This is a genomic window from Nonomuraea sp. NPDC003214, assembly GCF_053590035.1.
Window position 1 is genome coordinate 58,724 of sequence record NZ_JBSFSX010000012.1, and the last position, 14,347, is coordinate 73,070.

The 14,347-nt window shown below is 71.4% G+C and carries 10 protein-coding genes; 8 read left to right on the forward strand and 2 right to left on the reverse strand.

All coding sequences use genetic code 11. The annotated features are described in order from the left end of the window. Positions 1 to 71 precede the first annotated feature (71 nt). The 6 genes from ACWDXC_RS33720 to ACWDXC_RS33745 all read left to right on the forward strand — a co-directional run bounded on the left by ACWDXC_RS33720 (position 72) and on the right by ACWDXC_RS33745 (position 7,893). Positions 72 to 308, forward strand: a complete 237-nt coding sequence (locus ACWDXC_RS33720; protein ID WP_449988827.1) for a glutaredoxin domain-containing protein — start codon at positions 72 to 74, stop codon at positions 306 to 308. Positions 309 to 373: 65 nt separating this feature from the next. Further along, positions 374 to 1,615, forward strand: a complete 1,242-nt coding sequence (locus ACWDXC_RS33725; protein ID WP_246644500.1) for a KAP family P-loop NTPase fold protein — start codon at positions 374 to 376, stop codon at positions 1,613 to 1,615. 3 nt (positions 1,616 to 1,618) lie between these two features. Beyond that, positions 1,619 to 2,587, forward strand: a complete 969-nt coding sequence (locus ACWDXC_RS33730; RefSeq protein WP_449988828.1) for a hypothetical protein — start codon at positions 1,619 to 1,621, stop codon at positions 2,585 to 2,587. Between the two features lie 9 nt (positions 2,588 to 2,596). Then, the gene (locus ACWDXC_RS33735; protein WP_449988830.1) at positions 2,597 to 5,272 is read left to right on the forward strand and encodes a hypothetical protein; all 2,676 of its coding nucleotides are present in this window, start codon (positions 2,597 to 2,599) and stop codon (positions 5,270 to 5,272) included. 111 nt (positions 5,273 to 5,383) lie between these two features. Further along, the gene (locus ACWDXC_RS33740) at positions 5,384 to 6,616 is read left to right on the forward strand and encodes an FxsB family cyclophane-forming radical SAM/SPASM peptide maturase (protein ID WP_449988833.1); all 1,233 of its coding nucleotides are present in this window, start codon (positions 5,384 to 5,386) and stop codon (positions 6,614 to 6,616) included. Further along, the gene (locus tag ACWDXC_RS33745) at positions 6,613 to 7,893 is read left to right on the forward strand and encodes an HEXXH motif domain-containing protein (protein ID WP_449988836.1); all 1,281 of its coding nucleotides are present in this window, start codon (positions 6,613 to 6,615) and stop codon (positions 7,891 to 7,893) included. Before ACWDXC_RS33740 ends, ACWDXC_RS33745 begins: the two co-directional genes overlap by 4 nt. A 26-nt stretch (positions 7,894 to 7,919) precedes the next feature. On the opposite strand, the gene fxsT is transcribed toward ACWDXC_RS33745, so the two are convergent. Beyond that, positions 7,920 to 10,433, reverse strand: coding sequence for an FxSxx-COOH system tetratricopeptide repeat protein (gene fxsT / locus ACWDXC_RS33750; RefSeq protein ID WP_449988839.1), 2,514 nt, complete (start codon positions 10,431 to 10,433; stop codon positions 7,920 to 7,922). Positions 10,434 to 10,600: 167 nt separating this feature from the next. Here fxsT and fxsA point away from each other — a divergent pair, with 167 nt between their 5' ends. Further along, positions 10,601 to 10,759 (forward strand): FxSxx-COOH cyclophane-containing RiPP peptide, encoded by a 159-nt coding sequence (gene fxsA / locus ACWDXC_RS33755; RefSeq protein ID WP_219503507.1) that lies wholly within the window; start codon positions 10,601 to 10,603, stop codon positions 10,757 to 10,759. A 165-nt stretch (positions 10,760 to 10,924) separates the two neighbouring features. Continuing rightward, entirely contained in the window at positions 10,925 to 12,904 is a 1,980-nt protein-coding gene (locus tag ACWDXC_RS33760) for an nSTAND1 domain-containing NTPase (RefSeq protein WP_449988842.1), read from the forward strand. Positions 12,905 to 12,907: 3 nt separating this feature from the next. Here ACWDXC_RS33760 and ACWDXC_RS33765 read toward each other — a convergent pair whose 3' ends face one another. Beyond that, positions 12,908 to 14,197 (reverse strand): MFS transporter, encoded by a 1,290-nt coding sequence (locus ACWDXC_RS33765; RefSeq protein WP_219503515.1) that lies wholly within the window; start codon positions 14,195 to 14,197, stop codon positions 12,908 to 12,910. Positions 14,198 to 14,347 lie beyond the last annotated feature (150 nt).

Consider the following 14,347-nt stretch of genomic DNA (forward strand, 5'->3'; position numbering starts at 1 on the left):
CATCCAATTGGCACATGAGAGTATTCGCTGCCTCGCCCGCGGGTCAAACCCACCGTTCGAATGGGGAATACATGATCACCATCTACAGCGCCCCCTGGTGCGGCCACTGCCAGCGCCTCAAGGGACAGCTCGGCCGCGCCGGCATCCCCTACACCGAGGTCGACGTGGACGAGACGCCCGGCGCCATCGAGCTGATCACCGAGCTGGGTGGCGGCTCCTGGCTCATCCCCACCGTCGTGCTCCCGGACGGCTCCGCCCTCGTGAACCCCTCGATCCAGGAGATCCAGGACGCGATCACAGTTCGATAACACGCGGTATTGGGCCTCCGGAACGATGCATCCTCGTTTCTGGAGGGACAATGCCCGATATCGCAATGCTCTCGGACGCTCCCGCCAATTGGCGCGGCGACCTTCTCCAGTTTCGGCGTTACGTCGATCCGCTCGTTTCGGTCATCACCAATCCCCAGACGGAAACACCCTTTACGATCGGTGTTTACGGCGCGTGGGGCAGCGGGAAATCCACCCTGCTCGACATGGTGAACGAACGGCTGCTCGACCGGCACGGCGACGCCTTCGTCCGGGTGCACTTCAACCCCTGGGTCCACCGGCGCGAGCCCGAGATGCTGCTCCCCCTCCTCAACGCGCTGCACGACGAACTCGACAAGGACCCCGCCCGCCGCTTCGCCGGCACCGTCAAACGCCTCGGCCTCATCATGCTCAACCTCGCCGCCGACGAAATGCTGAAGAAACTCAGCCTGACCTCGGTCAGCGTCGAGAAGATCGGCAACCTGGCCCGGCAGTACGCCGAGATGCGCGGCCGCGTCGACAGCCAGACCGGCCGCCTGCGCGGACTGCTCCAGGAGGAGGCCGACCGCCTCGCCGCCCAGGGCAAGAAGATCGTGTTCTTCGTCGACGACCTCGACCGCTGCGAACCCGACCAGATCATCGACGTGCTGGAGTCCATCAAGCTCTTCCTCGACCTCAAACACGTCTTCGTCCTGATCGCCCTGGCCAAGGACGTCGTCAACCGCGGCATCTCGGTCAAGTATCAGCCGTTCGGCTTCCCCGAGGCCGACCACGCCGCCATCGGCGACGACTACCTCGACAAGATGATCCAGCTCCCGCTGCACCTCTACCCGCTCGGCCCCGCCGAGGTCGGCCGCTTCATCCACGCCTCAGGCCCCGGCGCCCTCGCCGCCAGGCACGCCGCCACCCTGGAGAAGATCGTCACCCCGAACCCTCGCAAGATCAAACGGGTGCTCAACCTCCTGCGCGTGACCGAGGCGGTCATCGAGGCCACCCCCGGCCTCGCCGCCCTCCACACCGACCTCATCGTCCGCCTCGTCGTGCTCCGCGTGCAGAGCCCCGACCTGTTCGCCGACGTCGTCCGCCACCCCGACCTCCTCGTCGCGCTCGAACTCGTCCACCAGGACCGGCTCGTCCTCGACGTCGCCCAGGGCTTCCAGACCCGCTTCCGCGGCCGGGCCGACCAGATCCAGCACCTGGCCAGGGCCTACCACGGCAAGCACGACTTCTACCCGCACCTGTTCACCGGCTCCGCCTTCGAGGCGTCGGCCGCCGACCTGCCGGCCTACCTCACGATGATCGGCGGCTGAGGCATGGACATCGGCGAGGTCCGCTACGAGCTGTACGGCCTCCGGTCCGGCAACCCGTACGTCTGCCGCCCGCTGGACGCCGTCAGCCTGGACGCCGACCACGAGCTGTTGCTGCCGCTGGCCGGGTTCATCCAGCTGCCCGCGATCGAGACGGCCGTGCGGGAGGCCGCCGACGCCGGGCGCCCGGCCTTCTTCCTCATCACCGGGGTCGGCAAGAGCGGGCGGACCTCGCTGGCCAACCACATCATGCACCTGTACCGGAAGGCCACCTCGACGGGCCCCGGGCACACGTTCGTCACCCACCGCGCCGGGCGCACCGACATGACGCACGACGCCTACGCCATGATGTGCTCCACCCTGCTCTCGCTGCGCAACAAGATGAACGCCGCGGCCATCAGCGTCCCGCCCGACCTGCGCGCCCGCTTCACCGAGCTGAGCCGGCGCACCACCGCCGACCGGATGGACGACTACGACCTCCAGGACATCGCCGGTTCGATCGGCGCCACGTTCGCGGGCCGCGAGGCGGGCTTCGGGGTCTGCTACGAGGACGTGCCCACCAAGAAGCTGATCACCCTGGCGACCCGGGTCTTCGAGGGCACGGCCTGCGTCGTCGTGTTCACCGTCGAGACGTACGACCACGCCAACACCGTCCAGCTCACCAAGGCGGACCGGGAGCAGTTCGCCGGCCATGTCGTCGACCTCGGCACGCTGACCCCGGAGCAGATCTGCGAGCTGGCCACGGGCCGCTGGAACGGCCGGCCGCCCGCTCCCTTCCAGCCGGAGGGCGTCAAGAGCGCCTTCAGCGGACGCCCGTACACGATCGGCCAGGCCATGCGGCACCTGCAGCTGCTGCTCGACTTCCGGCTCAGCGAGTACGACAAGGACGATCCCTGGCCCACCGAGGGGCTGCACATGAGCGAGAGCTGGTTGCGGCTCAGGATGTGGCAGGGCGAGAAATGGAAAGCGGGCTAGGAGGCTCCCATGGCCGGTCACCCCACGAGGAACCCGTTCCCCGCGCGCGGCACCTCCAGCGCGGAGGAGACCTCACGACGCGACTTCCGTGACGACTGGGCGCGGCACACCCCGACCGCGCTGCTGCCCGGCGTGCGCGGCGCGGTCCGTCTGTCCGGCGAGTACCTGCGCGCCTTCCGCGGCGGGGCCGCCGGCGAGGGCGGCCTCGGCTGCCTGTACGGGGCGCACGGGGTGGGCAAGACGCACGCCGCCCGGCACATGATGGCGCAGGCCGGGCGGGAGGCTCCCGAGGCGGTCCAGCTCTACCTGCGGTTCCAGGAGGACGACTTCGTCGCCGCCTACCGCCGGCTGGTATCGCAGCTTCCGCAGACTCTGCTGACGGATCTGAACGAGCGCTACCTCGACCGGGTGTGGGAGGACCTGGTGGCCCGGGCCGGCGACCCGGATCTGGTCCCGTCCGGGCAGGTGCTGGAGGAGCAGGCCAAGGAGATCTCCGCGGTCGCGGGCAACGGGGCCGAGTTCCAGCGGGCGCTGTCGTTCCTGGCCAATCCCGGCTTCTCCGAGGCCGCCTACGACTGGCTGTGCGGCAGGCCGATCAGCACGGAGGCGGCCCTGGCCATCGGGGTGCGCGGGCAGCTCGACGACCCGGTGATGTGCCGCTACGGCGTGCAGTTGCTGACGGCGCTGATGACCGGGAGCGGCCGCCCTTTCATGGTGGTCCTGGACCAGTGCGAGAAGTTCCTCCTGGAGGACGGCGACCCGATCCCGGCGAACGTGGGCCTCCTGCAGAGCCTGGTCGAGGCGATCCCCCGGGCCGGCGGGATGCTGCTCCTGGTGACCAGCGAGGCGGGCTGGGACTGCGTGCCGCCCGACTTCCGCCAGCGGATCGGCGCCGGCGCCGTGCGGCTGCTGCCGCTCACCCCGGACGAGGCCAGGCTGGTGCTGTCGGCGTATCTCGCGACCCCGGCGCCGGACATCCGGCCGTTCACCGACTCCGGCCTGCTGGCGCTGCTGCGCCACAGCGGCGGCAACCTCCGCCTGTTGCTGCAGCTGAGCTGGGCGAGCTTCGAGGACGCCGAGCCCGGCGCGGCCGTCGGCGCCACGGCGGTCGACGCCGCGGCGGCCCGGCACGGCCGCTCGCCCGACCTCCCGGGGCTGGAGATGCTCGTGGAGGCGAAGCTGCTGGCCGCCGGGCTCACGGCGGAACGCGGCAGGACCGACGGCGGGACGACCGAGTTCTGCTTCCCCGGCGGGCGCGCTCCCCGCGCCGTGATCAGGCTGAGCGAGGCCATCTTCTTCGACGACGAGGCGGCGCGCGCGACCGAGCTGGTCCGCCTGAGCAGGAAGGCCAGGTCGGGCGGCAACCCCGTCTTCACCGCGCTCGTCGTCACCGGCTACGTCAGCCCCGCCGTGCTGGACCATCTGCGCAAGGCCGTGCACCGGGTGCTGGTGGCCGACGGCTCGGCCGTGTTCTCGCGCGGGCTGGACGCGGTCCTGGCGGAGATCGGCCACGTGCTCGCCGGCGACGAGCAGCCCGTACGGGATCCCGGTGAGCTCGACGAGACCCTGCGAGCACTGACGGCCTCGCTGGAACAGCTGAACTCCGTACGCCGCGAGGAGGCCGTCACGCTGCAGCGGAGCCTGGCCGAGGTGGCCGATCGGCTCGAACGCGGCGAGGAGAAGCCGGCGTCCGGCTGGCCGGCCAGGCGGGCGGAGCTGGCGGCGGCGATCGCCGAGGCCAGGCGGCGGCGCGCGACGTCCGACTGGGAGGAGTTCCGCAAGATCCGCGACGCGGTCGTCCTGTTGCGGCTGAACCGGATCAGGTGGCTGGCCGGGGCCTTGACCGCGGCCGTGGCGCTGGCCTTCGTGACGCTCGCGACCGCGTCGCAGCACCCCGGCCTGCTCGGGGCCGGTCTGGGGGCGGCGCTCGTCGCGGCGGCCGTGGCCGCCTACCACGGGAGCCGGTTGATCACCTCGCGCATCCGTCTCGCCGCCGTGCCGCTGGAGTCCAGGCGCGAGCTCGACCTGGTCGCCCGGGAGCTGCGGCGGTACGCGGACCCGCGCTCCGCCGATCCCGTCTGCCGCTACGCCTACGCGCTCACCGAGGACCCGGACGACAACTACCGGCGGCTGGCGGCGGCCATGCTGGGCGAACCTCTCGCCCTCGTCCGGCAGGCCATCGGCCACCGGATGGCGGTGACCGAACGCTCCCCCGCGGACTGCGTGCCGGAGGTGCAGCGCGGGCTGCGCGAGCGGACCCCCGAGGTGCTGCTGCTCCTGGCGCGTGCCCAGCGGCACAGCGAGGTGGACCGGCCGCCGCGGGTGCTGCGCGACCTGCCTCCCGAGCTGCGCGTGCTGGTGGCGCTGGCCAACCCGGGCGCGCCCGACCTGGCCGACGGCGCGATCTCCCGGCATCCGGCGGAGCTGGTGCTGGCCGCGCTGGGCGTACGGGGCCCCGGGCACCCGCTGGCCAGGGCGCGCGGCGGGCCGCCCGGCAGCGTGCCGATCGAGATCCCGCGCAACGAGCTGAGAGCGGCGGCGCATCTCCTGTCGCCCCTGGAGCCCGACGGGCTGGGCACCTACGACTGGCTCCCGCTCGTCGCCGAAATCGACGGCCTGTACCTATTCTTCGAGGAATTGCTCTACCACCAGGAAGAAATGACTTCCAACCGGCCCAAATCTTGACTTGTCTTCCCTGTCGTGAGAGATAGGGAGGGGCGTAGCGCACAATCCGCGAAAGCGGAAGTCCTTGTCAGAAGGGCACAATGGCGTGCACGACGCATAATGAGGTAGCCGTTGCTGGGAAGGCCTGATTCGGAGCCACTGCTCACGCGGAGGTTCCCGGAATTCCTCGACGTTGACGCACTGCTGGCCGGCGGCTGGACCCCGCTGGCCTTTCAGCAGTTCATCCTGAAGATCCACAGCCGCTGCGATCTGGCCTGCCGCCACTGCTACGTGTACGAGATGGCCGACCAGAGCTGGCGCGGCCAGCCCCGGCGCATGTCCGACGCCATCGCCGACCGCGCGATCGAGCGGATCGGCGAGCACACCGCCCGCTACGACCTCCCGGAGATCGACGTCATCCTGCACGGCGGCGAACCCCTGCTGGCAGGCCCCGACCTCATCTCCCGCCTGGTCCTGGGCGTCCGCGGCGCGGTGGGCACCGGCACGCGGGTCAACGTCACCGTCCAGACCAACGGCGTCCGGCTCGGCCCGGCCTTCCTGGAGCTGTTCGACTCGCTGGAGGTGCACGTCGGCGTGAGCCTCGACGGCGACGCCGAGGGGCAGGACCGGCACCGGCGCTTCGCCGACGGGCGCGGCAGTCACGCGCTGGTCAGCGAGTCGCTGCGCAGGCTGACCTCGGGCCCCTACCACCATCTGTTCAACGGCATCCTGTGCACGATCGACGTCCGCAACGACCCGCTGCGCACCTATGAGGCGCTGCTGGAGTTCGACCCGCCGGCGGTCGACTTCCTGCTGCCGCACGGCAACTGGGCCACCCCGCCGCCGTTCCGCACCCCGGGCTCGCCGGCGACACCGTACGCCGACTGGCTGATCCCGATCTTCGACCGCTGGTACGACAGCCCGGTCCTGCAGACGGAGATCCGCCTGTTCCGGGAGATCATGCGGCTGCTGATGGGCGGGGCCTCGCGTGCGGAGGCGGTGGGCCTGTCGCCGGTGCGCATGGTGGTGATCGAGACGAACGGCGGCATCGAACAGTCGGACATCCTGAAGAGCGCCTTCGAGGGCGCCACCGCCACCAGCCTGCACGTGCTCACCGACCCGCTGGACAAGGCGCTCCTGCAGCCGCCGATCGTGGCCCGGCAGATCGGCGAGCTGGCGCTGTCCGGCACCTGCCGCGCCTGCGACCTCGTGAACGTCTGCGGCGGCGGCCAGTACGCGCACCGCTACAGCCCGGACACCGGGTTCGCCGAGCCTTCCGTCTACTGCCCGGACCTGTACCGGTTGATCAGCCACATCTCGGCCAGGTGCGAGCGGGACATGGCGCGCCTGAGAGGAGCCGGGTGAGCGCGGCAGGCCATCGGATCTCGGCCGCGGCGTTCGCGACGCTCGCCACGGGGACGGGCACGGGCGGAGCGGCGGCGGTCGCGGAGTTGTGCGCCGCCCAGGCGAGCAAGCACCGCCTGCTGGCGCGCTTCCTCGTGGACGAGACCCGCCGGATCGGCCACCGCGACGCGGCACTGGTGGCGGCCGCCTACGAGACGCTGTCGGAGCTGGAGGAGCGCTTCCCCGAGCAGGTCGACCGCTGCCTGCGCTATCCGGTGACCGGCGCGTGGCTGCTGCGCACCTGCCGGGCGCTGCCCGGCGGGTCCCCCGGCGAACTGGCGGCGCTCGCGCTCGCGGCGGCCGTGCGGGCGGGCGCGCCGTGCCGCCTGCGCGTCCCGGCGTCCGACGGCACGCTCATGCTGCCCACGCTGGGCCTGGTGACGCTGCCCGGCGGCCTGCCCGAGGTCACGGAGGTGGCCGTGGAGCCGGCGTCCGGCGGCGCCGAGCTGCGGGCCGGCAGGCACAAGATCGAGATCTCCCCGGTACGTGACGGTCCCGGCTGGCAGGTGCTGCACCAGGTGCCGGGGACCCCCGGGCTGTCGCTGACGATCGACGACCTGGACCCGTGCCGCTGGCCGGGCGACGACGTCGACGGGCGGCTGACGGACGAGCGGCGGGAGCGGTGGTTCGCCTGCGCGCGCGGCGCCTGGGAGGTGCTCACCAGCCGGCACCCGGCGGTCGCGGCGGAACTCGGAGCCGCCGTCTCGGTCCTCACCCCCGTGCTGGCGGGCGAGCGCGACCAGCACAGCGCCTCCGCACGCGACGCCTTCGGCGCGATCGCGCTGTCCGACCCGCTGGACGGGATCGGCATGGCCGTCACGCTGGCGCACGAGTTGCAGCACGCCAAGCTGAACGCGCTGAGCGAGGTGGTGGAGCTGGTCCGTCCCGACGACGGCCGCCGCTACTACGCGCCCTGGCGCCCGGATCCGCGTCCGCTGTTCGGCCTGCTGCACGGCGCGTACGCGCACGCCGCAGTCGCCGGGTTCTGGCGGGTGCACGCCGCCGACGCCGGGATCGGCCCGCGGGCCCAGGTGGAGTTCGCCCGCTGGCGCGAGGCCTCCTACCAGGTCTGCGCGACGCTGCTCGGCAGCGGCGGCCTGACCCCGGCCGGGGAGGAGCTCGTCGGCGAGCTGCGCGGCCTGCTCGGCCGCTGGCGGGCCGAGCCGGTCACCCCGGCCGCGGCCGCCCGCGCGGGCCTGCTCTCCGAACGCCACCGCCGGCAGACCCGCCTCCGCTGAGACGCCGGGGTCAGAGGGGCGGCGGGTCAGAGGGGCGGCGGGTCGAAGTCCGTGTCGATGCGCAGGCCGGACGCCGCCGCCAGGCTGTCGGGATGGTCCTGCCCCATGTGCAGGGCGAAGCGCTTCATCGTCTCGGCGTGCAGCCGGTCGGCCTCTTCCGTCGCCCCCGTCTCGCGCAGGTCGATGCTCAGGTTGGCGGCGCAGATCATGCTCAGGTAGTGATCCTCGCTGAAGTGTGTACGGATCGCCCGGTAATTCTCCTCTCCGAGCTGCCGGGCCCTGTCGTGCTCACCGAGCGCGGCCAGGTCGTTCTGCAGGTTGACGGCGCAGGAGACGGTGTAGTCGTGCGCGCGGCCGACCCGCTCGGTGAGACCGGCCAGCGCGCGCTGGTTCATCTGACGCGCCGTGGTCACGTCGCCGCTCAGCCGCAGGAGCAGAGCCTGGTTGATCCGTACGGCGTGGGTGAAGGGGTGGTCGTCGCCGAACACCGACGGATAGTAGGTCAGCGCCTCCTCGGCCAGTTGCCCGGCCGCCTCTAGGTCGCCCGCGGCGCGCAACGCGTTGGACAGGCCCAGCGCCGCCGCCATCGTGTCGCCGTGCCGGTCGCCGTACAGCCGCTGCAGGCGCTTGTAGGTGTCACGCATGAGCTCCACGGCCTCGCCCACCTGTCCCGTCCTGCGCAGCGAGATCGCGTAGTCCTTGGCCGCCAGCAGCGTGTTGGGATGGTCCTCGCCAAGGTGGGTGCCGCCGTAGGTGTGCAGGTCCTCGCCCATGTCGGCAGCCGCCTGGAACCGCCCGCTCAACCGGACCGCCCGGTTGAGGTTGCTCCAGATCTGCAGGAAGAACCGGCTGCCCATGTTCTCCTCGACGCTCACCTTCCGGTAGACCTTCTGCAGGATCTCGCGCGCCTGGTCGTAGTCGCTGGTGAGCGCGTAGTCGACGGCCAGGTTGTTGCGGGAGCGCAGCGTCAGGATATCGTCCTCGCCGTGCAGCCGCTCGTAGGCCTCCACCGCCTCCTGGTCGACCTCCCGCGCCCGGCTGAACTCGCCGCGGCCCCGCAGGGTGGCGGCGTAGCTGCTGGTGGCCCAGATCGTGTCGGCGTGGTCGTGGCGCAGGGACTCCCGCATCAGCTCCCAGGTCACCGAGTCGAGGTCGTAGGCCTTGTCGTAGAGGGCCAGCGCCCGGTAGACGTTGCCGAGATGGACGCGCGCCGACAGCACGTTGGGATGGCGAGCCCCGCTCTTCTCGGTCCACTTCTCGATGTACTCGTCGAGCAGTGCCTGGGCCTGGGTGTAGCTGCCGCGCACGTACATGTAGCGCACCAGGTCGAGGGCGAACTTGCGCACCCCGGGATCCACGCAGTCGATCAGCCCGGAGGGCCGCAGGTGCGCGGCCAGCTCCTCGAAACTGGCCCACTTGCTCGTGTCGTCCGGGTTGTCCGGCGCGCTGCCGGCCAGGAGCAGGTGCACCTCGTGGCGGAACTCGCCGCGTTCCTTCTCCGGCGTCTCGTCGCGCAGCAACGCCTGGTTCAGCCGGTGGACCTGGAGGGTGCGGGTGTTGGGCTCGGCCTTGACGAGCGCGTAGCGTTCGAGGTTGCTCAGGGCGCTGGCCAGCAGGATCGGGTCCGACAGGATGGGCGCCAGCCGCGGGCCGACCGACCGGTTGCCGCCGCGCCGGAAGACGTCGCGCGGGATGGGCTCAGGGCCGAAGAACGCGCAGCAGCGCAGCACCTCGACCGCCTCGGGCACCCGGTCCTCCAGCTGCGACACCGACAACTGCCAGGCGGCCGTCATCGACTGCGGATACATCGGCGCCTTCTCCAGGCTGAGCAGCCGGCTGGTCTGCTCGTCCAGCAGCGCCACGTACTCCTCCACCGGCATGAGCGTCCTGGCCAGCAGGGCGCCCGCCTGCTCCAACGCCAGCGGGAGGTCGCCGAGCTTCTCGGCGATCAGGTCCGCGTCCGCCTCCCCGACCGTGCCCCTGAGACGCTTGCGCAGGAAGTCGACGCTCTCCTGGCGCTCGAAGACGTCCACCTGGATGGTCGGCTCGTGGTCGCTCCAGCGCGAGTTTCGCGAGGTGATGAGGACGTGGCCGGGACCTCGCGGGATGAAGTCCTTGATGTACTCGGGCTCCTCCGCGTTGTCGAAGATCACCAGCCAGCTCCGGTACGGCGTGCCGCTCTCCAGCGTGCGCAGCACCGCCTGGGTCGCCTGCTCCACCCCGGTGGCCGGGGGCAGGCCGAGCGCCGGGCCCATCGCGGCGAGCGCTGACGGCACGAGCACGGGCTGGTCGGCGGAGATCCACCAGACGAACTCGTAGTGGGCGCGGTACTGCCACGCGTACTCGATCGCGAGCTGGGTCTTGCCCACGCCGCCGAGCCCCTGCAGGGCCTGCGGCTGCGCCACGACGGCGGTGACGGTGTTGATGCTCTTGCGAAGAGCGGTCAGAAGATCGTTGCGGCCGGTGAAGTTCGGATTCCGTTTGGGCACCTTTTCCCAGACCTTCGGTCCCTGCGCCATGGAGTACGAATTCTCCGTCACGTCGATCCTCCGCTCCGCACCCGGACGCGCCGGGCAATCATATGGCTCATCCTAGAGCTTGATTACTCGACCCGCTTATCACAGAATCATAATCAGAAGTATCACGCACGCTCATAATTGCCATCGCGCCAATCGGTATTCGGGCAGGCCGAAACAGAGGAGTGCACATGCGTGACCGGCAGTACGGATCAGGTCAGCTGATCGACGTCACCTCCGTGTCGCTACGCAACCTGGAGGACCTGGAGAGCGCGGCCCTGCGTGCGGCGGTGGCCTCCTGCCTGGGCGACGACAAGGAGCAGGTCGCCGCATTCTCGAATTCGATCTGACACGCCTCCCCGGAGGGGCGGTAAAACCGCGTTCCGGAGAACACTTTGTCCCCGCGGGCAGGTGTGCCGGTCCGACCGCACGTGCGAGGATATCGCGCACCATTACACCGGGGACCTGTGCGGTGAAACGCGGCTGCGGATGGGATCGACATGGTGACTTCCGGCATGAGAACGCGGCGGGCGGCGGGACCGTACAAAGGTTTACGCCCCTATCACGCCGAGGATCACCACGCCTTTTTCGGACGCGACGGCGAAGCCCGTGACATCCGCGAGCTCTGGGAGAGCCGGCCGCTGACGGTCCTGTACGGCGCGTCGGGCACGGGCAAGACGTCCCTGCTCCAGGCGGGGGTCATCCCGCTGCTCAGCCCCAACCGGACCGACGTGCTTCCTGTCGGCCGGGTCACGTACGGCTCGGCCTATCCACAGGCCGCGCTGCCCGACCACGATCCGTACGTGCTGGCCCTTCTGCTGTCGTGGTCGCCGATGGCGCCGCCCACGCGGCTGGCCGGTCTGACGATCCGCGCGTTCCTGCGGTCCCGTCCGGTCAAGCGCGACGTCCACGGGGAGCGCACGCTCACCATGCTGAGCATCGACCAGGCCGAGGAGCTGTTCACCGCCGACGGGCGGGACCAGCCCTACCGCGACTGGTTCTTCGGCCAGCTCGCCGAGGCGCTCCAGGCCGATCCGGGCCTGCGCGTCCTGCTCTCCGTCCGCGCCGACCACCTCGCCGACGTCGAACCGTACGAGCGGGCGCTGGCCGGCTCCGCAGCGGCACGTTACGAGCTGGGGCCCCTCGGGCCCGACGCCGCGCTGGAAGCGGTCACACGGCCGATGGCCGGCACCGGCCGCGCCCTGTCCGAGGCCGCCGCCGAGCAGCTGGTGAACGACCTGGCCGACATCAGGGCCCGTTCGGACATCGCGCGCCACGGGGAGGGCGTGGAGCCGGTCCAGCTCCAGGTGGTCTGCGAGGCGCTGTGGAAGGCGCTGCCGCCGCACGGCGGGACGATCTCGGTACGCGACGTGCTCCGGCACGGCGACGCGGACTCGGTGCTCGCCCGCCACTACGACCGGCTGATCGCCGACCTGGCCGCCGAGCGGTTCGACGGCGACGAGCACGGGCTGCGCACCTGGCTGCGGCTGACCTTCGGCGCCTCGCCTGCGGGCGGGCGGCCGGTCGGCCAGGGCCTGGCCGGGGTCACCGGGATCGGCGAGCCCGCGTTCGAGCTGCTCGTCAAGCGCCACCTGCTGCGAGCCGGCCGGCACAAGGGCGAGGGATGGTACGAGCTCGCCTACGACCGGCTGCCGCGCCCTCAGGACGTCCAGCCCGTGCACGCCCCTCCCAGGGCGCCGTCACCGCCCGAGGACTGCCTGCGGGCCGCCGAGGGGGCCCTGCGGGAGGGCGACCTGGCCCTGGCCGCCAGGCGCGGCGAGGAGGCGCTGGCGCGTTCCCAGGACGACGAGCTGGAGCTGCGCGCCGAGATCGAATCGCTGCTGGGCAACGTCGACCACCGGCGCGGCAACCTGGCCGCCGCCGTCTCCCGCTACAGCAGAGCCGCCAAGGGCTTCGAGAGCGCCGGGGTGGCGACCGCCGTCGGGCCGCTGCTCACGGCCATCGGCCGGCTGCGGCTGGCTCAGGGCTCGCCCGAGGAGGCGGTCCGCGACCTGCGCGCGGCGATGATCCGCCTGCCCGCCGACCTCGCCGTCCAGACCGAGCTGGCCTGGGCGCTGTGGCACGGCGGCCATCCCGAGGCCGCCCTCGGGGTGCTCGACGGCGTGCTCGACCGCGAGGGCAACAACCTCGACGCGCTGCTCGGCCGGGGGCAGATCCTGGCCGGGATGGGCCGGGGCCGCGACGCGCTGCGGGACCTGGAGCGGGCCCGGCCGCTCCGCCGGCCGTTCGCCCGGGTGGCGCACGCGCTCGCGCTGGCTCAGGTCGACAGCCTCGCCGAGGCCGAGCGGGAGATGGCCGACGCGCTGGCCGAGGTCGCCGACCACGGTCCGCTGCTGCTCTACGCGGCCAAGGTAAAGGAGCTCGCGGGGCAGACCACGTCCGCTGCCGACCTGGCGCGGCGGGCCATCTCCGCCTCGGCGCCGCCCCTGCCCGGCCACATGGAGAAGGACGCCAGACGGCTCGTCAGCGTGTAGCGGTCACACGGCCTGTGCGGGGGTGTGCTGCTCGTACAGCCTGCTCGGCAGGGGTGGGGTCAGCCAGTTCCGCACGCCCGGCAGGTAGGTCGCCGCGAGCGCCAGGACCAGCATCAGCACGAACAGCACGATCGACCCGCCCTCGATGCCGCACCAGGTGACGAGCAGGCCGCCGAGCGGCGCGGCGAAGCAGAGGGCGCCGTAGGACGACAGTCGGGAGACGCCGATCACCCGCGCCAGCTCGCGGGGCGCGATGTGCTCGACCTCCGTCACCCTGATCGCCACGTTGCTCATCGCGCCGCCGTAGCCGGTGGTGATGAAGGCGAGGGCGAAGAAGATCGGCCACAACTGCCAGGTGGTGCCCAGCACCGCCTGCAGCAGCGCGCCGACCATCGCCAGGAACATCGCTCCGGCCCAGATCCACGCGTGGACCAGCAGGGTGGAGCCGCTCGGCTTCCTGTAGTGGGCCCGCAGGGCGCCCAGCGCCCCGCCCACGCCGCCCACGGCCAGCACCAGCCCGATGGTCAGCGGCGACATGCCTTCGGAGCCCGCGATGAAGATCATCACGAGCGTGTTGACGAGCAGGTTGGTCAGCGTCACCAGCGTGATCGCGCCCCGCAGGAAGACCTGCCTGCGCAGCACGCGGAACCCTCCCGACAGGTCGTGCAGCAGCGACGCGCGGGGCGGCCGGGGGCCGGAGCGGCGCAGCAGCGGAAGCGTCAGCAGCGAGGAGAGGAAGAACAGGACGGCGTTCAGCACGAACGGGACCATCGCCCCCAGCCCGAACAGGTAGCCGCCGAGCGGCCGGCCCGCCAGCGAGGCCAGATGTCCCGCCCCCTCGCTCTTGGCCAGCGCGCTGCGTACTTTCACCGGCTCCACCAGCGACGGCAGGAGCGACGTCTCCGCGAGGTTGTACATCACCCAGAGCGTGCCCTCCAGGAGGGCGGCCAGGATGAGATGCACCAGATGGGGCTCGCCGAACGCCAGCGAGGCCAGCACCGACAGCACGGTGAGGAAACGGCCCAGCTCGGCGACGAACATGATCGTCCGTGGTGACAGGCGATCGACGACGAGGCCACCCGGGACGTAGAAGACCAGAATGGGAATGGTCAGGGCGAACCCGGTCCAACCGGCGGCGGTGGGCGAGCCGGTCTGCGCGAGGGCGAGGAGCGGGTAGGCGACGTGGAGCGTCCGGGTGCCGACCGTGGACAGGGCGGAGCTGGTCCAGGCGACCGGAAATTCCAGCCGCTTGGGCAGACGCGGGCGGCCGCGTGCCCCACCCGTACTCCTCAATCCCCTCGCCTCACCCCGTTCTTTCCCGGAGTTGACCTTAGGCTCACAGGAGGCGATTGCCACGGCGACGACCCGCCTCAGTGGGGAGTGGATACAGGATTTTGGCCGCGTACGGCCCGTCGAATTATATGGGAGCGATCAGGACCCGTC

Coding starts and splice junctions, on each gene's coding strand:
- ACWDXC_RS33735 (WP_449988830.1), top strand. CDS start 2,597: ATGGCCGGTCACCCCACGAGGAACCCGTTCCCCGCGCGCGGCACCTCC.
- ACWDXC_RS33725 (WP_246644500.1), top strand. CDS start 374: ATGCTCTCGGACGCTCCCGCCAATTGGCGCGGCGACCTTCTCCAGTTT.
- ACWDXC_RS33720 (WP_449988827.1), top strand. CDS start 72: ATGATCACCATCTACAGCGCCCCCTGGTGCGGCCACTGCCAGCGCCTC.
- ACWDXC_RS33760 (WP_449988842.1), top strand. CDS start 10,925: ATGAGAACGCGGCGGGCGGCGGGACCGTACAAAGGTTTACGCCCCTAT.
- fxsA (WP_219503507.1), top strand. CDS start 10,601: ATGCGTGACCGGCAGTACGGATCAGGTCAGCTGATCGACGTCACCTCC.
- ACWDXC_RS33730 (WP_449988828.1), top strand. CDS start 1,619: ATGGACATCGGCGAGGTCCGCTACGAGCTGTACGGCCTCCGGTCCGGC.